This window comes from Caballeronia sp. INML2, from assembly GCF_023631365.1.
In the GTDB taxonomy this organism is placed as follows: Bacteria; Pseudomonadota; Gammaproteobacteria; order Burkholderiales; family Burkholderiaceae; genus Caballeronia; species Caballeronia turbans.
Genome location: NZ_JALQDH010000023.1, coordinates 48,023 through 69,773, shown reverse-complemented (window position 1 = coordinate 69,773; position 21,751 = coordinate 48,023). Strand labels below are relative to the sequence as shown.

The window sequence follows — 21,751 nt, the reverse complement described above, 5'->3', positions numbered from 1 at the left end:
GGCCAGATGGCCAATGGACTGTTGCTGCGGGCAATTACATCGTGCCCTCACGCCTATCGCGAGAACAGCGCATGCCGCCGGAACAATCGCGAGACCGTTCCGGCGGCAGATTCAGACGAAGCCGCAGCGCTTCACGCGCGCCCGGCGAGATAACCGATGAGCAACGCGAGGCCGGCCACCGCGCCGAGCGTGTGCCACGGCTTGTCATGGACGAATTCGTCGGCGTAACCGGCGGCATCGTTCAGCTTGCCGGTGATGGCGCCGCCCGCGCCGTTCATCTGCGAACGCGCGATTTTGAGCTTCGATTGCAACTCCTTGCGCAGCTTGTCCGCGTCGATGTCCTTGGCGTTCTGGATCGAGCTTTCCAGATCGTCGAGCAGACTGCGCAACTGGCCGCTGGCCGAATCGACCGCGTCACTCGCACCGCGCACCGCGCGCTGGCCGAGATCGGCTGCGCCATTGATCTTGCTGTCGAGCGTCGAACGTGTGAACAATCCCATTTTCATGCTCCTTTATTGACGTTGCCGAATGAATGTCGCCGGGTCCGCCTTCCTGTCGTCACTGTCGTCACGTCTTGTGCGGAAATCCCTGCGCGCCTACAACTTTACGACTTCGCCCCGGGCGTGCGCGTTCCCTCCCTTCTTCCTCCTCCGCGGCGCCGGGGTATGAACCCAGAATATACGCTGCAGCAAGGTTCATTCCTCGACCAGCGCGATGAGATCCGTATTACGCTCGTTCTGCGTGTGACGGCGCATTGCGAGCGCCATCATCAGACACACGAACAGACCGAATACGACGATGATCCATTGCACCGGCACATTGATCGTCAAGAGCAGCGCGTAGGTGCCGAGCATCGCGAGCACGGCGATATTCTGATTGAAGTTCTGCACCGCGATGGAATGTCCGGCGGACAGCAACGTCGCGCCGCGATGCTGCAGGATCGCGTTCATGGGCACGATGAAAAAGCCGGACAGGCTGCCGAGCGCGATCATCAGCGGATACGCCATCAGGATGTACGCCGGCGCGAACCACGGGCCGATATGCACGCCCGAGTCTGCCGGGAACAGGTCCTTGTTATAGAACGCCATCGCGACCGCCACCGCGCCGATGAGCACGCCCACGGGCAACACTTTGAGCGACTGGCGCAGCATGATCCACGCGGACGCCGCCGCCGCCCCCAGCGCGATGCCCAGGCCTGTCACGCCCTGCAGGATGGCGGCTTTCGAGAGCGACAGGCCCAGATTCGCGTCGGCCCATTTGAGCACGAGCAACTGAAGTGTGACGGCCGAGCCCCAGAGCAGCGTCGTGACCCACAGCGCGATCTGCCCGAGCTTGTCTTTCCACAGCACCTTGAAGCAATGCGAAAAATCGTGGACGAGCCTCGTCGGCTCCGTCAAAAGGTTTGGATAACGCGCGCCGGTGTCGGGAATGAACACGTTGATGACGGCCGCCGACGCATAGATCACCATCACGGCGAAAAGCGCGGCGTGCGCGGCGGTATTCACGAGCGGCAAATGCGCATGCGTAACCCAGCGCGCGACGACCTGACTCACGAGCGCGCCGCCGATCACGGTGCCGAGGATCGTCGAGCCGACCGTCGCGGATTCGAGCCACGCGTTCGCCGCGATCAGCTTCTGCGGCGGCAGCAGCTCGGTGAGAATGCCGTACTTCGCAGGCGAATAAGCGGCCGCGCCGAGACCGACGACGCCATATGCGAGCATCGGATGGACGCCTGCGATCATCATCGCGCAGCCGGCCGCCTTGAGCGCGTTCGAGACGAACATGACGTGGCGCTTCTGGATGGCATCGGCGAATGCGCCCACGAACGGTGCGAGCACCACATACGAAATCGTGAAGAAGATTTGCAGAAGCGGTGTGACCCACGGCGCCGAATGCACGACGGCGAGCATCGCGATCGCGGCGATCAGGAGCGCATTGTCGGCGAGCGAGGAGACGAACTGCGCGGCGATGATCGTGTAGAAGCCTTTCTTCATGAGCTGGCGTGACGTGTGGCGCGGCGCGCGGCGCAAGAGCGGGGCAGACGGGGAAAAAGTGCGCATCGCCCGTGCGGACACGAGGGCAAAGTTTGCACTGTAACGGAGCCCTGCATTCGTTGCAGAGCAGGCGGCGCGCCCGGGGCGCGAGAGGAGGGAAACGACGGGGCGCAAGGCGCGCCCCGCCGATGCGCTTATTCGCCGGTCAGACGCGTGCGCGAATACATGTCGAGAATCTTGACCATCTGCGCGTACACCTTCGGATTGGCGGCGACGATCTCGTTCTTGAACAGGAAATCCGATTCGCCGGTGTAGTTGCCGACGAGCCCGCCCGCTTCGGTCACGATCAGGCTGCCCGCGGCCACGTCCCACGGATGGATGCCTTGCTCGAAGAAGCCGTCGAGACGCCCAGCCGCGACGTTCGCGAGGTCGAGCGCGGCGGCGCCCGGACGGCGCAGGCCCGCGCACGACAGCGTCATTTCGCTGAAGAGGCGCATGTAGCCGTTGAGGCCCTGGCCGTCGCGGAACGGAAAGCCCGTGCCGATGAGCGCGTCCGACAGACGATCTAGCTTGCCGACGCGAATGCGCCGTTCGTTCAGATACGCGCCGCGGCCGCGCGATGCGGTGAAGAGGTCGTTGCGCGTCGGATCGTAGATGACCGCCTGCTGCACGACGCCCTTGTGCGCGAGCGCGATCGACACGCAATAGTACGGAAAGCCGTGGATGAAGTTGGTCGTGCCGTCGAGCGGATCGATGATCCACTGGAACTCCGACTCGCGATCCGTTTCGCCGGATTCTTCGGCGAGGATGGAGTGATCGGGATAGGCAGTGTGCAGTGTCTCGATGATGGCGGCTTCGGACGCCTTGTCGACTTCCGTCACGAAGTCGTTGTGCTGTTTCTTGCTGACCTGGATGCGATCCAGATCGAGCGACGCGCGATTGATGATCTGTCCGGCGCGGCGTGCGGCCTTGACAGCGATGTTGAGCATCGGATGCATGAGCGAAATCCTCTGACCGCCGCGCGCTCATGTGAACGGATGCGCGCGGGCGGAAAAGTTGGCGACAACGACTATGTCGACGAAAGACGAATTGAATAAGAGCGGTGCGTTCGCGCGAAGGTTCGACTCGATGAAAAAACCGTTCGCGGCGCGCGAAGGGGCCATTTTACCCGAAAGTGGCCGCGCGCTTTCGCCGGTTCTGCAAAGCGCGTTAACATAGCGGGTTCGCACATCAGCAGACATCGCGCCTTGGAACCCAACGAACTTTCCGCGCCCGCAGGCGGCTTCACCTCCACGCGCTTCATCCTCGTCGAGCCGAGTCATCCGGGCAATGTCGGCGCCGCCGCGCGCGCGTTGAAGACGATGGGCTTCGCGCGCCTGGTCCTCGTCGCGCCGCGCATCGCCGGCGTCAAGAACGAGCCCGAAGCCATCGCGATGGCCTCCGGCGCCGATGACGTCCTCGCGTCCGCCCACGTCGTCGATACGCTCGCCGACGCGCTCGTGGGCGTGCACTGGTCCGTCGCGCTCACGGCACGCATGCGCGAATACGGTCCGCCGCAGATGCCCCCGCGCGCGCTTGCCGGGCGCGCGCATGAGTTCGTGCGCCAGGGCGACATCGCGCTCGTGTTCGGCAACGAGCGCACGGGCCTGTCGAACGCGGATGTCGAGCGCTGCAGCGCGCTTGCGCATATTCCTGCCAACCCCGCCTACAGTTCGCTCAATCTCGCGCAGGCCGTCCAAGTGCTCGCTTACGAGCTGCGGCTCGCGTTTCAGGCGCCGGCGCGTGCGCTCGCCGTCGCCGAATCGTCGGGGCAGAGTGCGTCGAGCGATGAAATCGAAGGCATGTACGCGCATCTCGAAGAGGCGCTCGTCGCGCTCGAGTTCCTCGATCCGGACAATCCGAAGAAGCTGATGTCGCGCGTGCGGCGGCTCTTCGCGCGCGCGGGGCTGGAGCGCGAAGAGGTGAATATCCTGCGCGGAATGGCAAAGCACATCCTCCTGCACGCGAACAAAGACTAGAACGCGCGTGCTCTGATCTGACCGATAGCAGCGACCGCGCTGCCATCGGGGGCATCGAGCGAACTCTCCGCGCTCGCCCTACAATCGGCAAAAAACCGCGACAGCCGATATAAGCTTTGCGTGTTCCGTGCTTAAGGCCTTGCACTGCACGAACGTCTGCGCGCCCCCTTCCCACAATCGAGATATCGCCATGTTCGACCGACTTCGCGAAGACATTGCCGCCATCCGCGAGCGCGATCCCGCCGCCCGCAGCGCGTGGGAGGTCGTCACCTGTTATCCCGGGCTGCACGCGATCGTCCTGCATCGTGTAGCAAACGCGTGCTGGCGGGCGCAATGGCGCTGGCTCGCGCGCTTCGTGTCGCAGCTTGCGCGCTTCCTTACGGGCATCGAGATTCATCCGGGCGCGACGCTCGGGCGGCGCGTGTTCATCGATCACGGCATGGGCGTGGTGATTGGCGAGACCGCTGAAATTGGCGACGACTGCACGATCTATCAGGGCGTGACGCTCGGCGGCACCTCACTCACGCGCGGCGCGAAGCGCCATCCGACGCTCGAGCGCGGCGTGATCGTCGGCGCGGGCGCAAAAGTGCTCGGCGGCTTTACTATCGGCGCGGATGCGAAGATCGGCTCGAACGCGGTGGTCGTGAAGCCGGTGCCGGCGGGCGGCACGGCGGTGGGCAATCCGGCGCGCATCGTGATGCCGGCGGTTTCCAGGCCGAAGGAAACGAAGCACGAAGGTTTCTGCGCTTACGGCATCACGCCGAACGCGGACGATCCGGTCTCGCTCGCCATCCACGGCCTGATCGATCACGCGTCGACGCAGACGCAGCGCATCGACGACATCGTCGCGGCGCTCGAGCGGCTCGGCGCGCGCGTGGAAGCGCTCAATGCCGTCGATGGCGCCGCGCTCGTCGATCTCAAGCGTCTGTGTACGTCGATGGACGGCAAGACGGCGGAAGAGCGCGCCGCTTCGCTGGAGCGATAGGGCGCTACTAGAGCGGCAGCGCGCGCACGCCTTCGTCGTCGAGACGGAGATAGCCGCCGCGCGGCGTATTGGCGTCCAGCTCCCAGTCCGGCAAGACCCAGCGCACGCCCTCGACTTCGCGATGCATCGCCGGACGATGTGTGTGGCCGTGAATCAGCGTATTCGTGCGGCTCTTGATGAAGAGTTCGGACACTGCCTTCCTGGTCACGTCGTATTTGGCCTTGATGCCGGTCATGCGCGAGCCTTCGCTCTTCGTGCGCATGCGCTGGCCTATTCCCAGGCGCGTGTCGAGCGGCAACGCCAGAAAAAGGCGCTGCGCGAACCTGTTGCGCGCGAACGCGCGAAAGCCCTGATACGCGCGATCCGCCGTGCACAGACCGTCGCCGTGCGCGAGCACGATGCGCTTGCCGAACGCGGTGATCACGAAGGGGTCGGGCAGGGGCAATGCGCCCGCATCTTTCATGAAGCGCTTGCCCAGCAGGAAATCGCGATTGCCGTGCATCACATAGAGACCGATGCCGCGTTCGGACAGCGTGTGCATGAGGCGCGTCATGCGGCGCGCGAAGTCGGCGCGCGCGTCGGTCGCGGGACCGTCGAGAATGTCGTCGCCGATCCAGAACTCGAACAGGTCGCCGAGAATGAAAACGGAGTCCGCGTCGTTCGCCGTGACCTCGATGAAATGCTCGAAGGCGGCGACCGTTTTCGGAATCGCTTCCGAGAGATGCAGGTCGGCAATGAAAAACAGCGGGCGCGCTTTGTTCGCTGCGCCCGCTGCTTCGCGATCGAATGAAGTCTTCGTATCGATCATGCAATGACCGGGATCAGACCACGACGGCCTTCTCGATCACCACGTCGTCGACCGGCACGTCCTGGTGGAAGCCCTTCGAACCCGTCTTGACCTTTTTGATCTTCTCGACCACGTCCATGCCTTCGACGACACGGCCGAACACGGTATAGCCCCAACCTTGCGGCGTCGGCGACGAGTGGTTCAGGAAGTCGTTGTCCTTCACGTTGATGAAGAACTGCGCGGTTGCCGAATGCGGATCGTTCGTGCGCGCCATCGCGATCGTGCCGGTGTCGTTCTTGAGACCGTTGTTGGCTTCGTTGTTGACCGGCGCATCGGTCGGCTTCTGGTTCATGCCCGGCTCGAAGCCGCCGCCCTGGATCATGAAGCCGTCGATCACGCGGTGGAACACGGTGTTGTCGTAATGACCCTTCTTCACGTAGTTGAGGAAGTTCTCGACGGTCTTCGGCGCCTTCTCGGCGTCCAGTTCCAGCTTGATGACGCCGTGGTTCGTATGTAGTTCGACCATGATGGTGTTTTCTCCAATGTGTTTGATTGAGCCCCGACGCGGCCTGCGCGCGAGGTCAGCGACATGCGCTTCGGATTACTGCGAGACCACGGTGGCCGACTCGATCACGGTCGGCTTTTGCGGCACGTCCTGCATCGGGCCGCGCGTGGTGGTCGGGCTGCCCTCGATCTTCTTCACGACGTCCATGCCCGCGACGACCTTGCCGAACACGGCATAGCCGTTGCCGTCAGGGCTCGGATAGTCGAGACCCGCATTATCGACCGTATTGATGAAGAACTGGGCGGTGGCCGAGTTCGGGTCGCTCGTGCGCGCCATCGCGATCGTGCCCGTTGCGTTCTTCAGACCGTTCTTGCTTTCGAGCGGAATCGGCGCCCGCGTCGGCTTCTCGGCGAAGCTCGTGCTGAAGCCGCCGCCCTGGATCATGAAGCCCGGAATCACGCGGTGAAAGATCGTGCCGCTGTACTGACCGGACTTCACATAGTCGAGAAAGTTCGCGACTGTCTTCGGCGCCTTCTCGGGATACAGCTCGACCTTGATGTCGCCTTGCGTGGTCTTGAAGAGCACGGTGGGGTGCGCAGCCTGCGCAGTCGGCTGGGCGAACGCCGGTGCGCTCGCAATCAGGGCAGCGCTCGAAAGCGCCAACATCAGGAATTTCATGAAGGATGGATCCTCGTGTGGTGAATGCAGACAGTCGAGCGCGAAGGGCGCTTACGGTTGCGCCTTCGGCGCGACATAGGGCGTGGTCGGCAGCGGGCCGGTCGGCCCGCCGAACGGCGAATACTCGTCGGGCGCTGGCATGGCCGGCGAGCCGGTGTCGGACGCAGGCGCCCATTCGTCGGCGGCCGTGCGCGGCGCGATTGCCGCACCCGCGCCGGATGCGCCTTCCGCCGCGCCCGCGCGCTTCTTCGGAGGCGTGTAGATGTTCTGGATCGCCGTGATGCGCTGGCTCGTGATCGGGCTCTTCGAGCCGAGCGATTGCGCGCGCTTGTACGACTCGCTCGCGAGACGAAGATAAAGATCGCCCAGATTGTCGTATGCGAGCGCATAGCCGGGGTTCGCCTTGACCGCCGTTTCGAGCGCGGCGCGCGCGTCTTCGTAGCGGCCCTTCTTCGCGTAGAGAGCGGCGAGATTGTTGTATGGCTCGGGCAGTTCTGGATAGGCCTGCGTGAGCTCGGTGAAGGCGGTGATGGCTTCGTCGTCGCGGTTCAGGCGCGCGAGCACGGTTGCGCGCTTGAACTTCGCCTGCACGTCGCGCGGATTGGCCGCGATGCGCGCATCGAGTTGCGTGAGTGCGGCGCTCCAGTCCTTGTTCGCGATGGCCGAATCGACTTGCGGCGTGTCGTCGCGCGTGGCGGTCGAGGTCTGCGCGAGCGCGGCCCCGGACATGCCGACGCATGCGGCGAAGCCGAGCGTCGCGATGGCGAGCGTCCGGGCGGCGAATGTGCCGAGCGTCCGGGAAGCGAACCGGCAAGAGAGTTGCAGAGACGTGCGCGCTTTGCGATGAGTCACTTGGAATCGAGTCAATGAAGGTTGCAGCGAAAGAAGCCACGAAAGCGGCGAAAGAGACCGCGAGCGCGTGAGGGCGTGAACGATCGCGAGGATCGGAGAGCGAGCAGATTTGCCCGATGCGGCGCACTGTCCGGCAAGGCTTTCGGCCTGGCCCGGAGCGCGGCTTGCAAAGCCCGCCGCGCGGCCGCTTCGACATTTCATAGGCTCAAGTCCCGGTGTTATACTCCGACCCATTCTAACAAAAGGTCTGCACGTCCCGCGCACGTGTCTTGCGCCTGGTTCTCCGGGCACGCATGCCGCGCCGACGCCAGACTATCTTTCGCCACTCGTGGCCGCCTCCGTCCTGGTCGCATGACCGTCGTGTTCGTGCTCGCGTGTGGGTCTCGTTTGCTCCCGCGCGCTTCGAACACGCCGCCTGCTGCCCGGCATACGGTCGACTCCGGTCCATGCTTCGCCTTCTATGAACTCGCTGCGCATCTACAACACGCTCGCCCGTGACAAGCAACCCTTCACGCCGCTCAAAGCCGGCGAGGTACGCATGTATGTCTGCGGAATGACGGTGTATGACTATTGTCACATCGGCCATGCGCGCGTGATGGTGGTCTTCGATATCGTGCAACGATGGCTGCGCACGCTCGGCTACAAGGTCACGTATGTGCAGAACATCACGGACATCGACGACAAGATCATCCGCCGCGCAGTCGAGAACAACGAGCCGATCAAGTCGCTCACGCATCGCTTCATCACGGCGATGCATGAAGACGCGGCCGCGCTCGGCGTCGCGCGCCCGGACATCGAGCCGCGCGCGACCGACTTCATCCCGCAGATGCTCGGCATGATCGATGCATTGGAGGCGAACGGCTACGCGTATCAGGCGAAGGACGGCGACGTGAACTACGCGGTGCGCAAGTTCGCCGACTACGGCAAGCTGTCGGGCAAGTCGATCGAAGACCTGCGCGCGGGCGAGCGCGTCGCCGCGAACGATGCGAAGGAAGATCCGCTCGACTTCGTGCTGTGGAAGCGGGCGAAGGCCGGCGAGCCCGCCGACTCCGGCTGGGATTCGAAGTGGGGCCGCGGGCGTCCGGGCTGGCACATCGAATGTTCCGCGATGGGCTGCACGCTGCTCGGCGATCACTTCGACATTCACGGCGGCGGGCAGGACCTGCAGTTCCCGCATCACGAGAACGAAATCGCGCAGAGCGAAGGCGCGACCGGCAAGACGTTCGTGAACTACTGGATGCACAACGGCTACGTGCAGATCGACAACGAGAAGATGTCGAAGTCGCTCGGCAACTTCTTCACGATCCGCGAAGTCCTTGAAAAATTTGATGCCGAAGTGGTGCGCTTCTTTATTGCGCGGGCACACTACCGGTCGCCGCTGAATTACAGCGACGTGCATATCGACGATGCGAAGAACGCGTTGACGCGCCTATATACGGCGTTGAAGGATGTCGAGCCGGACAATCAGCAACTTGACTGGAACGAGGCGAACGCGCAGCGTTTCCAGTCTGCGATGAACGACGACTTCAACACGCCGGTGGCCGTATCAGTGTTGTTCGATCTCGCGAGCGAAGTGAATCGTACGCGCGAGCCCGCGCTCGCTCGTCAGCTCAAGGGTCTCGCGGGCGTGCTCGGTCTACTCGGGCGCGAGCCGCGTGTGTTCCTGCAGCAGGCGAGCGGCACGGGTTCGGAGCCGCGACTTTCGCCGCAGGAGATCGAAGCGAAGATCGCCGGACGCATTGCCGCGAAGCAGGCGAAGAACTACGCCGAAGCAGACCGGATTCGTGCCGAATTGCTCGAAGCCGGTATTGCGCTTGAAGACAAACCGGGTGGGTCGACCGAATGGCGCCGCGTGTGAGCGCGACCATTCGAACCCTCTGATCGACTCACCAGGCAGGAGGCAAGATGGCAACGGCCAGGAAGACGCCGGTCAAACGACCCGCGTCTGTCAGCGATGCGTCGGGCGCGGCAAAGCGCACGCGCGGCGCGCAAACGAAAGCGGACACGCAGCAGATTGATGGCGCAGGTGCGACGGGCGGCCGCAAGACGGCGCTCAAGCGCGGCCCCGCCGGCGCGAAGCCGGCGAGAAGCGCCGCGCTCAAGGCGGCGAAGCCCGAGACGGCGGCGCGCCTGAACGGGGCCGCACGCCCATCCAACGCAGGCACGGAAGAAGCCGAAGCGTCGCCCGCGAAGGGCAACGGCCGCGCGGTTGCCGGCGATGGCGCGAGCGCGCAGGCGCTCGTCGCGGAGCGGGGCGAAGTCGTGCGCAAGTCGCGCGTCGTCACGGCCGACGCGGCGGTGCCGGTGCAGATCGGCGGGCTCACGCGCGAAATCGTTCGTCCCGACTACTGGGATCGTGCGTGCGCCGATCTCATGAAGCGCGACCGCATCCTCAAGAAGCTGATCCCGAAGTTCGGCGAGATCCATCTCGTCAATCTCGGCGATCCATTCTCGACGCTCGCGCGCTCGGTGGCCGGTCAGCAGATTTCAGTGAAGGCGGCGCAAGCGATCTGGGAGCGCGTGAAAGGCGCATGCCCGGAGGTCCATCCCGCGCATTTCATCCGTCTCGGCCACGAGAAGCTGCAGGCGTGCGGTTTGTCCAGACGCAAGGCCGAATACATTCTCGATCTCGCGCAGCATTTCGAATCCGGCGCGCTGCATGTCGATGCATGGACATCGATGGACGACGAAGCCGTGATCGCCGAGCTCACGCAGATTCGCGGCATCGGCCGATGGACGGCCGAGATGTTCCTCATCTTCAATCTGTCGCGCCCGGACGTTTTGCCGCTCGACGATCTCGGCCTGATTCAGGCAATCAGCGTCAACTACTTCAGCGGGGAGCCGGTGACGCGCAGCGAGGCGCGCGAAGTGGCGGCGAACTGGGAACCATGGCGCACGGTCGCGACCTGGTACATGTGGCGCAGTCTCAATCCGATTCCGGCGGATCACTAAAATACACACGCGCGGGGCGCGCGAATTTCGCGACCTATCGTTGATTTATAATCGATAGTTCCCGCGCGAATTTTTGAGGGACGGACGCGGTTAGAATACGCGCTGCCCGATGTTCTAGGACTCGAACATATGAAGACCACGTTTCTGGATTTCGAGCAGCCGATCGCTGAACTCGAAGCGAAGATCGAAGAACTCCGCTTCGTTCAGGACGATTCCGCTGTCGATATTTCGGAAGAAATCGAGCGGCTGTCGAAAAAGAGCCAGCAGCTCACGAAGGATCTCTACGCGAACCTGTCGCCCTGGCAAGTTTCGCAGATTGCGCGTCACCCGCAGCGTCCGTACACGCTCGACTATGTGAGCGAGCTTTTCACCGATTTCCACGAATTGCATGGCGACCGCGCCTTCGCGGACGACCTCGCGATCGTCGGCGGTTTCGCGCGTTTCAACGGTCAGCCGTGCATGGTGATCGGCCATCAGAAGGGCCGCGATACGAAGGAACGCGCGCTGCGCAACTTCGGCATGCCGCGTCCGGAAGGTTATCGCAAGGCCGAGCGTCTGATGCGCACGGCCGAGAAGTTCAGCCTGCCGATCTTCACGTTCGTCGATACGCCGGGCGCCTATCCGGGCATCGGCGCGGAAGAGCGCGGACAGTCCGAAGCCATCGGACGCAATCTGTATGTGATGGCCGAGCTCAAAACGCCGATCATCACGACGATCATCGGCGAGGGCGGCTCGGGCGGCGCGCTCGCGATCGCAGTCGCCGATACCGTGATGATGCTGCAGTTCTCAACCTATTCGGTGATTTCGCCCGAAGGCTGCGCGTCGATTCTGTGGAAGAGCGCGGCGAAGGCGCCCGAGGCGGCCGAGGCACTCGGCCTCACGGCGCATCGCCTGAAGGCGCTCGGTCTGATCGACAAGATCGTGAACGAGCCGCTCGGCGGCGCGCACCGCGATGCGAAGGGTATGGCCGCGCTCCTGCGCCGCGCGCTCGCCGATTCGCTGCGTCAGTTCCAGGGCATGAGCGTCAACGACTTGCGCGAGCGTCGCTTCGAGAAGCTGATGGCGTACGGCAAGTACAAGGAATCGCTGCCGGGCGCGTAATCCCGCCATCGTTCGTCATCTCATCTTTCACGAACTCTCGTGACATCCGATAACGAAACCCCAGCCGGCCGCCTCGTCTTCGAGGCGGTGCGCGCGTCGGTTTCGGACGCGGACCTTTCCTCCGATGCGCTTCTCGCGGTCGCCTTGAGCGGCGGGCTCGACTCCACCGTGCTGCTCGATGCCGCCGTGCGCTGCTTCGGCGCGCGGCGCATCGTCGCGCTGCATATTCATCATGGCCTGAGTCCCAATGCGAACGCGTGGGCCGCGCATTGCGAGCGCTTCGCGGCGTCGCTCGACGTGCGTTACGCCGCGCGTCATGTCGATGTCGCGCGCGCGGGCGGCGAGAGCCTCGAAGCGGCGGCGCGCGACGCGCGTTACCGCGCGCTCGACGACCTCTGCGACGAGCACGGCGCGAACGCGCTCCTGATCGCGCATCACGCCGACGATCAGGCCGAAACCGTGCTGCTGCAATTGCTGCGCGGCGCGGGCGTCGCGGGTCTGGCGGCGATGGCGCCGCAGCGGGCGGACGGCGCGGTGCCGCGTCTGCGTCCGCTTCTGCGATTGCTGCGCGCGCAACTCGAGCAATACGCGCACGAGCGCGATCTGAGCTGGATCGACGACGAATCCAACGGCGACACGCGCTACTCGCGCAACGCGCTTCGGCATGACGTGCTCCCCGTGCTCGCGGTGCATTTCCCCGGTTTTCGCGACGCGCTCGCGCGCACGGCATCGCATGCGGCGTCGGCGCAGCGGCTTCTGGATCAGCTCGCGCGCATCGATCTCGTGCATGTGCGAAGCACGAGCGAAGAGGGCGCGCTCATGCTCGACGCGTTCCTCGCACTCGACGACGATCGCGCGATCAACCTCATGCGTTTCTGGATTCGCTCGCGCGGCCTGCTGGCGGCATCGACGGCGCGTATCGCCGACATGCTGCGCCAGTTGCGCGATGTGGCTGCCGCGCGCGATGGCCATGCGCTGCGCGTCGATCATGCGGGGCATAGCCTGCGCGTCTATCGCAATGTGCTGTTCTGGGAACCGGGCGACAGCGCTGACGCGCCCGATCTCGACGACGGCGCGGCCCCGTTCAAAGCCGTTGTGGAACTGCAATGGCGGGACGAGGAGGTGTGGCGCCTGCCGCAATGGCGCGGCTCGTTCGTGTTCGAACCTGTCGATGCGCCCGGCGACGACGTCGTCGGGGAAGGCGTGTTGCGCGCCGCGCCGCTCGCCGCGCGCTCGCGGGTGGGCGGGGAACGCATGCGCGTGGCGTCCGAAGCGCCGAGCCGCACGCTCAAGAACCTGTTTCAGGAGCGCGGCGTGCCGGCGTGGAAGCGCGATGTGCCGATGCTTTTCGTCGGCGAGGCGTTGCTCTTCGTGCCGCATGTGGGCGTGAATCGCGACGCGGCGCCGAGTGCGGCGCACGGCCCGCTGCGCCGCATTTCATGGCGGCCGGATTTACTGCTGGCGTAGGGCGCTTGAGGCAGGCGTTGAGCCGAAGTCGGTAAAATCGCCGCCACGGTCGCTCCATCTTGTAATTTCAGCCTCGATCGGGTACGGTAACTCGTTTTCGCCCAAGCGCGTGTTTGCGCGGCATCTCCGTTCAAAAGACTCGATTTCGCCCGCAACGACGCATCCGTGCGCCGCATACAACATTCGTGCGAGCGCGCGACGGGCGTGCGGCAGCGCCCGCTGCTCGTAGGCTTCGACATCCCCTGAAGCAAATCGAGCGCGAGTCTCAAGCGCTCTCGCGCCAACGCGCGTGAAGCGCGGTTTTCCCTCCAGTTCAAAACGACAATGGCACTCATCGTACACAAATACGGCGGCACTTCGATGGGCTCGGTCGAGCGCATCAAGAACGTCGCCAAGCGCGTCGCCAAATGGCACAAGGCCGGCCACAAGATGGTCGTCGTGCCCTCGGCGATGTCCGGCGAAACCAATCGCCTGCTCGGTCTCGCAAGAGACATCAAGGCCGACCCGGACCCGCGCGAACTCGACATGATTGCCTCGACCGGCGAGCAGGTGAGCGTGGGGCTTCTCGCCATCGCGCTGCACGCCGAAGGTCTCGACGCCGTGAGCTACGCCGGCTGGCAAGTGCCGATCAAGACGGACAGCGCGTTCACGAAGGCGCGCATCAGCGAGATCGACGGCGAGCGCGTGCTGAAGGATCTCGACGCGGGCAAGGTCGTGGTCATCACCGGCTTCCAGGGCGTCGATCCCGAAGGCCATATCGCGACGCTCGGCCGCGGCGGCTCGGACACGTCGGCGGTGGCGATCGCGGCGGCCATGAAGGCGGACGAGTGCCTGATCTACACCGACGTCGACGGCGTCTACACGACCGACCCTCGCGTCGTCGAAGAAGCCCGCCGTCTGGACCGCGTGACCTTCGAGGAAATGCTGGAAATGGCGAGCCTCGGCTCGAAGGTGCTGCAGATCCGCTCGGTGGAATTCGCCGGCAAGTATCAGGTGAAGACGCGCGTGCTCTCCAGCCTGACCGATCCGCTGATGCCGCTCGCCGATGAGATGCACTCCGGCACCCTGATTACTTTTGAAGAAGACGAGAACATGGAAAAAGCAGTGATTTCTGGCATCGCGTTCCAGCGCGACGAAGCGCGCATCGCGGTCATGGGCGTGCCCGACAAGCCGGGCGTCGCGTATCAGATTCTCGGGCCGGTCGCCGATGCGAATATCGACATCGACATGATCATTCAGAACCAGAGCGTGAACGGAAAGACCGACTTCACGTTCACGGTTGGCCGCGGCGATTACCACCGCGCGCTCGAAATCCTGAACAACCAGGTGAAGGGCCACGTTCAGGCGGAAACCGTTCTGGGCGACCCGAAGGTGTCGAAGGTGTCGGTGGTGGGCGTCGGCATGCGCTCGCACGTTGGCATCGCGAGCACGATGTTCCGCACGCTGTCGGAAGAGGGCATCAACATCCAGATGATCTCCACTTCGGAAATCAAGATTTCGGTGCTGATCGACGAGAAGTACACCGAGCTCGCCGTGCGCGCGCTGCACAAGGCATTCGAACTCGACCGTGCGTAATTGCGTGTGACACGCGTGTGAAGGCTCGCAGGCGTTTCGAGTCATTCACGCCGTTGCGGTTTGCGGACCCGGCGATTCGGTATTGACCGTTTTGAAAAAAATAATCATGCGAATTTGACCCGCGCCTGCGAACACGCTATTATCTCGATCTCGTTGCACTGCACTCCCGGTGCAACGAAAAGTTTGGGAGACGTGGCCGAGAGGTCGAAGGCACTCCCCTGCTAAGGGAGCATCTGGCTAAAAACTGGATCGAGGGTTCGAATCCCTCCGTCTCCGCCAGTTGTCGTAGAAAGGCCCCGCAAGCTTAAAACTTGCGGGGCTTTTTCTTTTTGCGCTGCGATCTGCCTTCGTGGCTCTCCATTATTTCGTCATCCTGCACGAATCGCATGCGACAAGAGACACTCTAGCTTTAGGAAATGTCCGCTTTCTATGGTGACCGTAGGTAACTAACCTCGCGGGTTGCTTGTCCTTGGGCAAGCAAAGTGCAACGTACGCAACGTACGCGTTCGTTGTCCCGATTGACGGTTGTTGCCCAATGCGCAGTCGGCATCAGGCAACACCATTTCAAGGTTGGCCAGTTCAGTCATGGTATCTATCAGGAAGCTCATTGCTCCAGCGCTCATGTCGCTGCTTTGCGCAGCACAGGCGCATTCGGAATCGCTCGATCCGACTCTTCTCAAACTGATGGGCGTACAGGGCCCGCATAGCCAGTTCGCCGGTCCTTATGTCGGCGCCAAGTTCGGTGCCAACTGGTCGGACATCACGGGTCCGAATCAGAAGACCACGCATACGACGTTATTTCCGGGCCTCGTGGCTGGCGTCAATTACGACGTCGACCGTTTCGTGGTTGGTTTCGAGGGATTCATGGATTTCCACGGCGGCTCGACGACCAAGAAGGACGGTGGCATCGACGTGAGGTTCGGCATGCCGGTCAACGAGAACATCTTGCCGTACGCACGCATCGGCTTCACGGGTACGTGGCCCGATACGCGCCTGCATTACGGCGGCGGCGTCGAATACAAATTCGAAAAGAACTGGAGCGTGGCCGCCGAATACACCGGCGATACGTCGAGCTACCAGGGCGGTCATCGCCGCAACGATAGCCTGACCGTGGGCGTGCACTACTACTTCTTCTGATCGGTTCCTGCCGACACGCGCGTCACCGCGCGCGTTGCGCTCAACTACCCGTTACTTTCCCGACGCGATCCGATCCTGAATATGCTTCGCCCGCGCCGGCGACGACGGATGCGAGTCGAGCATGCTCGATTTGCCGCCATCGATCGATGCGAGCTTCTGGAACGCCGTCACGAGTCCCGCCGGGTTGTATCCCTTCTTCTTCTGCATGTCGAACGAGTAGTCGTCGGCGGCGGATTCCTGCGACTGCGAGAACTGCGCATTCACGAACTTCTCCGACAGATCGCCGAGCTGCGACGCCGACAGGTTTCCGACGACGCCGCCTGCCGACGACGCCACCGAGCGTGCCGCCGACGTCGCATACGCGACCTGCATCGCCTTCTTGGTGTGGCCGAGCGCGACGTGACCCATTTCGTGGCCGACGACGCCGCGCACTTCGTCATCGTTCATCAGGTCCATGAGGCCGCTGTAGACGCGCACGCAACCGTTGGCCATCGCCCACGCGTTGACGTCCTTCGTGATGTACACCTTGTAGTTGACGGGCACGCCGTTGATGTTGTCGCCGAGTTGCTTCGAGATCTTGTTCAGGCGCTGCGTGTATTGGCTCGACGCGGGCGCGACCTTGTTCTCGCTGTCGAGTTGCGCGCACGACTTGTCGGAGATCGTGCGCACGTCGGAATCGCTGAGCGACAGTGCCTGCGTCGCCAATTGCCCGGATTGCAACAATTGGTTCGGATCCATGCTGCTCATGCTGCTGCACGACGCAAGGGTGAACACGGCGGATGCCGCCAGCGCGATGCGGAAGATCGTCATAGTTTTACCTTTGGAATGTCATTGTGGTTGTCGTTGCGCGCGGATGCGCGGACGCCGGCGCAATGCTAATGACAGGCGACTTGTAAGCAACACGAAAATTCCGATTTTGCTGGCAGAACGGATGGAAAATCCAGCGCCAAGCGCGAATCAGTCGCGCATGCGAAGCGAATCAATCGCTCGCGCGGTTTCGTGCGATGCGCACGCGCGCGGCAATCGAGCCGATCGGCGATGCGTCGGTGGCCTGGGCGGGCGCGCCGGGCAGGGCGTCGGCGAGCAGGGAGGTCAGCGTCTGTCCCGGCGGCATCTCGACGAAAACATTCGCGCCGAGCTCGGAGAGCGCAATCGTCGAATCGTGCCAGCGCACCGGATAGGGGAGATTGGCGGCGAGGTATTCCCGAATGGCGTCGGCGCGGCGCAGCACGCGCACCGCGATTGCCGACATTACGCGATGCGCGGCGTGTCGATGCGCACCGTGCTCGCCGCTTCGATCAGACGGTCGGCGGCGCTTTCGAGCAGCACGCAATGCGACGGCACGCTCACGCAGAGCCGTTCGGCCTTGCGCGCGCCGCGCGACAGTGCGATCTCGCGGACCTGCGCGAGCGCGGCGTCGCTGCCCGATACGACGATCTGGCGCGGCGCGTTCAGATTGCCGATGTAGGCATCGGCGCCGCCGGAGACCAAAGGGCAGGAGCTGCCGAACTGAGTGATGTAAAGCCCGTGCGCGGACTGCGGCCTTCGTGATTCGAAGACCGCTTTTCTATAGACGCGAGCTTACGTTTTCGTAAGCTTTTCTTCGGTAATAGCAGGTTACGAAGTCGAACACTTGAAGCCCCATCCGTCCGATATAGTCCCGTCAACACAACAAACAACCCATCGAGGTGGGGCATCACATGAACAAGGTATCGAAGGCTTCCGTGCTGGCGGGCGCCGTGATGATCGGCGGTCTGATGCTGTCCGGCGCTGCCAATGCAGGCGTATCCGTGGGCGTCAACATCGGGGTGCCCGCGCCCGTGTACGTCGCGCCTGCGCCGGTCTATGCGCCGCCTCCGCCGCCCGTCGTGTACGCGCCGCCTCCGCCGGTCTATGCGCAGCCCACAATCGTGGTCGGCTGGCATGGCGATCGTTACTGGGATGGCCGTCGCTATTGGGATCGAGACGACTACTATCGTCATTACGATCACGGTCATGATCACGGCCACGGTCATGGACACGACAACGGCCGTCACAACGGCTGGCATTGAGCGTCGCGCATTGCAGGCAAACGGCCCCGAAAGCCACCCGTTCTAGCGGGTGGCTTTTTTGTTGCGGCGCTACCTGACCAGGGCAGCTTCGCCGATAAAGCAGCAGCCTAAGGCAATATGCCGCCTCGACGCAATGTAACAAAAGGTAAGCTTTCTCCTGACATTTGGCCGGAGCGCAGAGGAACTTACAAAGCTGAAATATTGCGTTGAAAGCTTTCCGTTATATTTCGGCCAAGCGAACAAGCATAAAAGCGAGGTCGGATTGCAGATGAACAGGAAATTCTCGGGTCGATTCGTGGCGGGTGTGCTGGCGATTGCGGCGGTGAGCGCGACGAGCGCGGCACGCGCCGACGTGCACGTGGGCGTGAACATCGGCATTCCGGCACCGGTGTATGTCGCGCCTACGCCGGTCTATGCGCCGCCTCCGCCGCCGGTCGTCTATCAGCCCGCGCCGATGTATGCGCCGCCGGTTTTCATCGGCTGGCACGGCAATCGGTATTGGGACGGCCGGCGCTACTGGAGCCGCGGCGACTGGGATCGCTATCACGGGCATGGGCGCGGGCCGCATCATGGTCCGCCGCCGGGACACGGTCATGGAAACGGGCACGGTCACGGTCACGGCGGTCCGCACGGGCATCGCTGAAGGCCGGGCGCGAATCGGCCGCAGCCAGCAAAAAGCGCCGCTCACGCAAGGTGAGCGGCGCTTTTTTTGATGCAGGGAACAAGCGGTTATTCCGCTTCGCCGCCCATTCCGCCGACGACCGCATGGAACCCGGCATCGACGTGAACGACTTCCGCGCTCACGCCGCCCGACAGATCCGACAGCAGGAACGCCGCGACATTGCCCACTTGCTCGATCGTCACGTTGCGCTTGAGCGGCGCGTTCTCTTCGACGAAGTTCAGGATCTTGCCGAAGCCCTTGATGCCGCTCGCCGCGAGCGTCTTGATCGGGCCGGCCGAAATGGCGTTGACGCGCACGCCCTTGCCGCCGAGCGACGGCGCTGCCGCCATATAACGCACGCTCGCCTCGAGCGATGCCTTCGCGAGACCCATCGTGTTGTAGTTCGGCAGCGCGCGCTCGGCGCCGAGATAGCTCAGCGTGAGCAGCGACGAGCCGTCCTTCAGCATCGGCAGGGCGGCCTTCGCAAGCGCGGGGAAGCTGTATGCGGAGATGTCGTGGGCAACGCGGAAGTTCTCGCGCGTCATGCCGTCGAGAAAGTCTCCCGCGATCGCCTCGCGCGGCGCGAAGCCGATGGAATGCACGAGGCCATCGAGCGCGTCCCAGCGTTCCATAAGCGATGCGAAGAGCCCTTCGATCTGCGCATCGTCGGCGACGTCGCAGGGATAGACCATGTCGCTGCCGAACTCGGTCGCGAATTCGGTGATGCGCTCCTTGAATCGCTCGCCGACATACGTGAACGCCAGTTCCGCGCCTTCGCGCTTGCAGGCCGCGGCAATGCCGTAAGCGATCGAGCGGTTCGACAGCAGGCCTGTCAGCAGAATTCGTTTTCCAGCGAGAAAGCCCATGAATGCTCCTTCTTTGATGTCAGTGTCGCGCGCGGGCGCCGGGGTGAACGAAAGCCGCGGATGCCGCGCGTAGCGTGCGTCGTGCGATCGGCCTGCATCGGGACGCCTGGATGCCGGGCCGAACGGTGCGTGATTTTGGGTAGAATTCTCTCACATCGCAATGCCCCGCCAAGGATTCTCGCGGCGTTCGCTTCGGGCGTCTGCCCGGGTCACTCAAACGCATCACACCCTCATATCGCGCCAAGAGGCACATGACGACCCGTACGACGATCCGCCCATTTCGCGCCTCATCCCGTTTCTTCGCGCTTGCACTGGCCGGATCGATCGCATCGTTCGCGAGCCCGGCGCATGCGGTTCACGCGATCGCGCAATACGGCGAGCCGAAATATCCCGCGGGTTTCAAGCACTTCGATTACGTCAACCCCGGCGCCCCGCGCGACGGCACGCTCGTGCTCGCGAATCCGAGCCGGCTGACGAGCTTCGACAAGTTCAATCCGTTCACGTTGCGCGGCAACCCGGCGCCCGGTCTTTCGCTGATGTTCGAAAGCCTGACGACGGGCAGCTCCGACGAAGTATCGACCGCGTATGGCCTGCTCGCCGACGATATCTCGGTCGCGCCGGACGGCATGTCGACGACCTTTCACATCAATCCGAAAGCGCGCTTCTCGAACGGCGATCCGGTCACGGCCGAGGACGTCAAATTCTCGTTCGAGACGCTCAAAAGTCCGCTGGCCGCGCCGCAGTTCTCCGTCTACTTCGGGCAGATCGCGCGCGCGGTCGTCGTCGATCCGCTCACGATCCGCTTCGAGTTCAAGACCGCGACGCGCGAAATGCCGCTGCTCGCGGGCGGCATTCCCGTGTTCTCGCGCAAGTGGGGGATGAAGCCGGACGGTACGCGCATTGCGTTCGATCGAATTGCGTTTCAGAAGCCGATCGGCAGCGGGCCGTATCTGATCGACCGCTACGACAACGGCCGCACGATCTCATACAGGCGCAATCCGGAGTACTGGGGCGCGTCGCTGCCGGTGCGCGTCGGCATGTTCAATTTCGCGCACATCGACTACAAGCTCTACGGCGATCCCACCGCGCGTCTAGAAGCCTTCAAGGCGGGCGAGTATGACGTGCTCGTCGAATATGTCGCGCGAAGCTGGGTGCGGCGCGATATCGGCAAGCGTTTCGACAGCGGCGAACTCATCAAGCGCGAGTTCCCGCAGCACAACGGCACGGGCATGCAGGGATTTTTCATCAACACGCGCAAGCCACTCTTCAAGGACGTGCGCGTGCGCCAGGCGCTCGATCTCGCGCTCGATTTCGAGTGGCTCAACCGGCAGCTTTTCTTCAATCAGTACAAGCGCATCGACAGCTTTTTCGTCAATACCGATCTGCAAGCGAGGGCCACGCCGAGCGAAGGCGAACTCGCGATCCTGAACCCGCTGAAGAGCCAACTCGATCCGGCCGTGTTCGGCGAGATGCCGCGTCAGCCGGACACCGATCCGCCCGGCTCGCTCCGCGCGAATCTCATCAAGGCGCGCGAATTGCTCCGTGAAGCCGGCTGGACATATCGCGACGGCGCGCTGCGCAACGCGAAGGGCGAGCCCTTCGTCTTCGAGATTCTCGACGACACGGGCGGCGGCGCATCGATGGAGCCGGTCGCGGCCGCGTTCGGGCGCAATCTGCAGAAGCTCGGCATCACGATGAACTTTCGCACCGTCGACTACGCGCTCATCCAGAAGCGGCTCGATGCCTTCGATTTCGACATGACGAGCGTGCGCATGCCAGACGTGCAGGTGCCGGGCACCGAGCAGGTCTCGCGCTTCGGCAGCAAGTCCGCCGACGAGCAGGGCTCGGACAATCTCGCGGGCGTGAAGTCGAAGGCCGTCGATGCGATCCTGCAGAAAGTGATTTCCGCACAGACGCGCGAGCAACTTGTCGACGCGACGCACGCGCTCGATCGCGTGCTGATGAACGGCTACTATGTGGTGCCGCACTGGTACTCGGCGACGCATCGCGTGGCGTATCGCAATACGCTTGGCTTTCCGTCGACGTTGCCGCTGTATTACGGCGCCGAGGAATGGGTCATATCGACGTGGTGGGCCAAGTCCGCGCCCGCGGCGAAATAAAG

General features: G+C 63.5%; 22 protein-coding genes and 1 tRNA gene. 12 read left to right on the top strand and 11 right to left on the bottom strand.

From position 1 onward, the window contains the following. Window positions 1-131 precede the first annotated feature (131 nt). The 3 genes from NCT32_RS08790 to NCT32_RS08780 all read right to left on the bottom strand — a co-directional run bounded on the left by NCT32_RS08790 (window position 132) and on the right by NCT32_RS08780 (window position 2,992). Complete coding sequence (locus NCT32_RS08790; RefSeq protein ID WP_061119647.1) at window positions 132-500, bottom strand: YqjD family protein; 369 nt, start codon at window positions 498-500, stop codon at window positions 132-134. 195 nt (window positions 501-695) lie between these two features. Next, a complete protein-coding gene (lplT, locus tag NCT32_RS08785; RefSeq protein WP_061119730.1) occupies window positions 696-1,994 on the bottom strand; it encodes a lysophospholipid transporter LplT in 1,299 nt (432 codons plus the stop codon). A 194-nt stretch (window positions 1,995-2,188) separates the two neighbouring features. After that, a complete protein-coding gene (locus NCT32_RS08780; RefSeq protein ID WP_061119646.1) occupies window positions 2,189-2,992 on the bottom strand; it encodes an inositol monophosphatase family protein in 804 nt (267 codons plus the stop codon). 249 nt (window positions 2,993-3,241) lie between these two features. On the opposite strand from NCT32_RS08780, the gene NCT32_RS08775 reads away from it, so the two are divergent. Together NCT32_RS08775 and cysE are read left to right on the top strand one after the other, a co-directional pair. Continuing rightward, complete coding sequence (locus NCT32_RS08775; RefSeq protein WP_061119645.1) at window positions 3,242-4,012, top strand: RNA methyltransferase; 771 nt, start codon at window positions 3,242-3,244, stop codon at window positions 4,010-4,012. Window positions 4,013-4,202: 190 nt separating this feature from the next. Continuing rightward, entirely contained in the window at window positions 4,203-4,997 is a 795-nt protein-coding gene (cysE, locus tag NCT32_RS08770) for a serine O-acetyltransferase (protein ID WP_061119644.1), read from the top strand. Window positions 4,998-5,004: 7 nt separating this feature from the next. On the opposite strand, the gene NCT32_RS08765 is transcribed toward cysE, so the two are convergent. The 4 genes from NCT32_RS08765 to NCT32_RS08750 all read right to left on the bottom strand — a co-directional run bounded on the left by NCT32_RS08765 (window position 5,005) and on the right by NCT32_RS08750 (window position 7,819). Continuing rightward, window positions 5,005-5,805, bottom strand: coding sequence for a UDP-2,3-diacylglucosamine diphosphatase (locus NCT32_RS08765; RefSeq protein WP_061119643.1), 801 nt, complete (start codon window positions 5,803-5,805; stop codon window positions 5,005-5,007). Between the two features lie 13 nt (window positions 5,806-5,818). Then, window positions 5,819-6,310 (bottom strand): peptidylprolyl isomerase, encoded by a 492-nt coding sequence (locus NCT32_RS08760; RefSeq protein ID WP_061119642.1) that lies wholly within the window; start codon window positions 6,308-6,310, stop codon window positions 5,819-5,821. A 75-nt stretch (window positions 6,311-6,385) separates the two neighbouring features. Then, complete coding sequence (locus NCT32_RS08755) at window positions 6,386-6,967, bottom strand: peptidylprolyl isomerase (RefSeq protein WP_061119641.1); 582 nt, start codon at window positions 6,965-6,967, stop codon at window positions 6,386-6,388. A gap of 51 nt (window positions 6,968-7,018) precedes the next feature. Beyond that, window positions 7,019-7,819, bottom strand: coding sequence for a tetratricopeptide repeat protein (locus NCT32_RS08750; RefSeq protein WP_086961305.1), 801 nt, complete (start codon window positions 7,817-7,819; stop codon window positions 7,019-7,021). Window positions 7,820-8,279: 460 nt separating this feature from the next. Between NCT32_RS08750 and cysS the strand changes: the two genes are divergently transcribed. From cysS to NCT32_RS08715, 7 genes are all read left to right on the top strand, one after another. Then, window positions 8,280-9,677 (top strand): cysteine--tRNA ligase, encoded by a 1,398-nt coding sequence (gene cysS / locus NCT32_RS08745; protein WP_061119640.1) that lies wholly within the window; start codon window positions 8,280-8,282, stop codon window positions 9,675-9,677. Between the two features lie 47 nt (window positions 9,678-9,724). Beyond that, complete coding sequence (locus tag NCT32_RS08740) at window positions 9,725-10,771, top strand: endonuclease III domain-containing protein (protein ID WP_061119639.1); 1,047 nt, start codon at window positions 9,725-9,727, stop codon at window positions 10,769-10,771. A gap of 129 nt (window positions 10,772-10,900) precedes the next feature. Continuing rightward, window positions 10,901-11,872, top strand: coding sequence for an acetyl-CoA carboxylase carboxyltransferase subunit alpha (locus NCT32_RS08735; RefSeq protein ID WP_061119638.1), 972 nt, complete (start codon window positions 10,901-10,903; stop codon window positions 11,870-11,872). A gap of 39 nt (window positions 11,873-11,911) precedes the next feature. Continuing rightward, entirely contained in the window at window positions 11,912-13,339 is a 1,428-nt protein-coding gene (gene tilS / locus NCT32_RS08730; RefSeq protein ID WP_061119637.1) for a tRNA lysidine(34) synthetase TilS, read from the top strand. A gap of 324 nt (window positions 13,340-13,663) precedes the next feature. Beyond that, a complete protein-coding gene (locus tag NCT32_RS08725) occupies window positions 13,664-14,914 on the top strand; it encodes an aspartate kinase (RefSeq protein ID WP_061119636.1) in 1,251 nt (416 codons plus the stop codon). Between the two features lie 186 nt (window positions 14,915-15,100). Further along, window positions 15,101-15,193, top strand: a tRNA-Ser gene (locus tag NCT32_RS08720). Between the two features lie 342 nt (window positions 15,194-15,535). After that, the gene (locus NCT32_RS08715) at window positions 15,536-16,051 is read left to right on the top strand and encodes an outer membrane protein (RefSeq protein WP_250490101.1); all 516 of its coding nucleotides are present in this window, start codon (window positions 15,536-15,538) and stop codon (window positions 16,049-16,051) included. Window positions 16,052-16,102: 51 nt separating this feature from the next. Here NCT32_RS08715 and NCT32_RS08710 read toward each other — a convergent pair whose 3' ends face one another. The 3 genes from NCT32_RS08710 to NCT32_RS08700 all read right to left on the bottom strand — a co-directional run bounded on the left by NCT32_RS08710 (window position 16,103) and on the right by NCT32_RS08700 (window position 17,542). After that, window positions 16,103-16,861 (bottom strand): M48 family metallopeptidase, encoded by a 759-nt coding sequence (locus NCT32_RS08710; RefSeq protein ID WP_284503678.1) that lies wholly within the window; start codon window positions 16,859-16,861, stop codon window positions 16,103-16,105. Between the two features lie 169 nt (window positions 16,862-17,030). Next, window positions 17,031-17,303 (bottom strand): hypothetical protein, encoded by a 273-nt coding sequence (locus NCT32_RS08705; RefSeq protein ID WP_250490100.1) that lies wholly within the window; start codon window positions 17,301-17,303, stop codon window positions 17,031-17,033. Further along, entirely contained in the window at window positions 17,303-17,542 is a 240-nt protein-coding gene (locus tag NCT32_RS08700) for a hypothetical protein (protein WP_250490099.1), read from the bottom strand. Before NCT32_RS08700 ends, NCT32_RS08705 begins: the two co-directional genes overlap by 1 nt. 209 nt (window positions 17,543-17,751) lie before the next feature. On the opposite strand from NCT32_RS08700, the gene NCT32_RS08695 reads away from it, so the two are divergent. Both NCT32_RS08695 and NCT32_RS08690 read left to right on the top strand, forming a co-directional pair. Continuing rightward, the gene (locus NCT32_RS08695; RefSeq protein WP_061119633.1) at window positions 17,752-18,102 is read left to right on the top strand and encodes a hypothetical protein; all 351 of its coding nucleotides are present in this window, start codon (window positions 17,752-17,754) and stop codon (window positions 18,100-18,102) included. Window positions 18,103-18,370: 268 nt separating this feature from the next. Continuing rightward, window positions 18,371-18,745 (top strand): hypothetical protein, encoded by a 375-nt coding sequence (locus tag NCT32_RS08690; RefSeq protein WP_250490098.1) that lies wholly within the window; start codon window positions 18,371-18,373, stop codon window positions 18,743-18,745. 86 nt (window positions 18,746-18,831) lie between these two features. Here the strand turns inward: NCT32_RS08690 and fabI are convergent, their stop codons facing one another. After that, window positions 18,832-19,629 carry an enoyl-ACP reductase FabI gene (fabI, locus tag NCT32_RS08685; protein ID WP_250490097.1) on the bottom strand — a complete coding sequence of 266 codons (798 nt, stop codon included), beginning with the start codon at window positions 19,627-19,629 and terminating at the stop codon, window positions 18,832-18,834. Window positions 19,630-19,880: 251 nt separating this feature from the next. On the opposite strand from fabI, the gene NCT32_RS08680 reads away from it, so the two are divergent. Then, window positions 19,881-21,749, top strand: coding sequence for an extracellular solute-binding protein (locus tag NCT32_RS08680; RefSeq protein WP_061119631.1), 1,869 nt, complete (start codon window positions 19,881-19,883; stop codon window positions 21,747-21,749). Window positions 21,750-21,751 lie beyond the last annotated feature (2 nt).

What these genes read in the sequence shown, in the direction of transcription:
- NCT32_RS08790 (WP_061119647.1), bottom strand. Translation starts at nt 500, where the DNA reads ATGGGATTGTTCACACGTTCGACGCTCGACAGCAAGATCAATGGCGCA.
- lplT (WP_061119730.1), bottom strand. Translation starts at nt 1,994, where the DNA reads ATGAAGAAAGGCTTCTACACGATCATCGCCGCGCAGTTCGTCTCCTCG.
- NCT32_RS08780 (WP_061119646.1), bottom strand. Translation starts at nt 2,992, where the DNA reads ATGCATCCGATGCTCAACATCGCTGTCAAGGCCGCACGCCGCGCCGGA.
- cysE (WP_061119644.1), top strand. Translation starts at nt 4,203, where the DNA reads ATGTTCGACCGACTTCGCGAAGACATTGCCGCCATCCGCGAGCGCGAT.
- NCT32_RS08765 (WP_061119643.1), bottom strand. Translation starts at nt 5,805, where the DNA reads ATGATCGATACGAAGACTTCATTCGATCGCGAAGCAGCGGGCGCAGCG.
- NCT32_RS08760 (WP_061119642.1), bottom strand. Translation starts at nt 6,310, where the DNA reads ATGGTCGAACTACATACGAACCACGGCGTCATCAAGCTGGAACTGGAC.
- NCT32_RS08755 (WP_061119641.1), bottom strand. Translation starts at nt 6,967, where the DNA reads ATGAAATTCCTGATGTTGGCGCTTTCGAGCGCTGCCCTGATTGCGAGC.
- cysS (WP_061119640.1), top strand. Translation starts at nt 8,280, where the DNA reads ATGAACTCGCTGCGCATCTACAACACGCTCGCCCGTGACAAGCAACCC.
- NCT32_RS08740 (WP_061119639.1), top strand. Translation starts at nt 9,725, where the DNA reads ATGGCAACGGCCAGGAAGACGCCGGTCAAACGACCCGCGTCTGTCAGC.
- NCT32_RS08735 (WP_061119638.1), top strand. Translation starts at nt 10,901, where the DNA reads ATGAAGACCACGTTTCTGGATTTCGAGCAGCCGATCGCTGAACTCGAA.
- NCT32_RS08725 (WP_061119636.1), top strand. Translation starts at nt 13,664, where the DNA reads ATGGCACTCATCGTACACAAATACGGCGGCACTTCGATGGGCTCGGTC.
- NCT32_RS08715 (WP_250490101.1), top strand. Translation starts at nt 15,536, where the DNA reads ATGTCGCTGCTTTGCGCAGCACAGGCGCATTCGGAATCGCTCGATCCG.
- NCT32_RS08710 (WP_284503678.1), bottom strand. Translation starts at nt 16,861, where the DNA reads ATGACGATCTTCCGCATCGCGCTGGCGGCATCCGCCGTGTTCACCCTT.
- NCT32_RS08705 (WP_250490100.1), bottom strand. Translation starts at nt 17,303, where the DNA reads ATGTCGGCAATCGCGGTGCGCGTGCTGCGCCGCGCCGACGCCATTCGG.
- NCT32_RS08695 (WP_061119633.1), top strand. Translation starts at nt 17,752, where the DNA reads ATGAACAAGGTATCGAAGGCTTCCGTGCTGGCGGGCGCCGTGATGATC.
- NCT32_RS08690 (WP_250490098.1), top strand. Translation starts at nt 18,371, where the DNA reads ATGAACAGGAAATTCTCGGGTCGATTCGTGGCGGGTGTGCTGGCGATT.
- fabI (WP_250490097.1), bottom strand. Translation starts at nt 19,629, where the DNA reads ATGGGCTTTCTCGCTGGAAAACGAATTCTGCTGACAGGCCTGCTGTCG.
- NCT32_RS08680 (WP_061119631.1), top strand. Translation starts at nt 19,881, where the DNA reads ATGACGACCCGTACGACGATCCGCCCATTTCGCGCCTCATCCCGTTTC.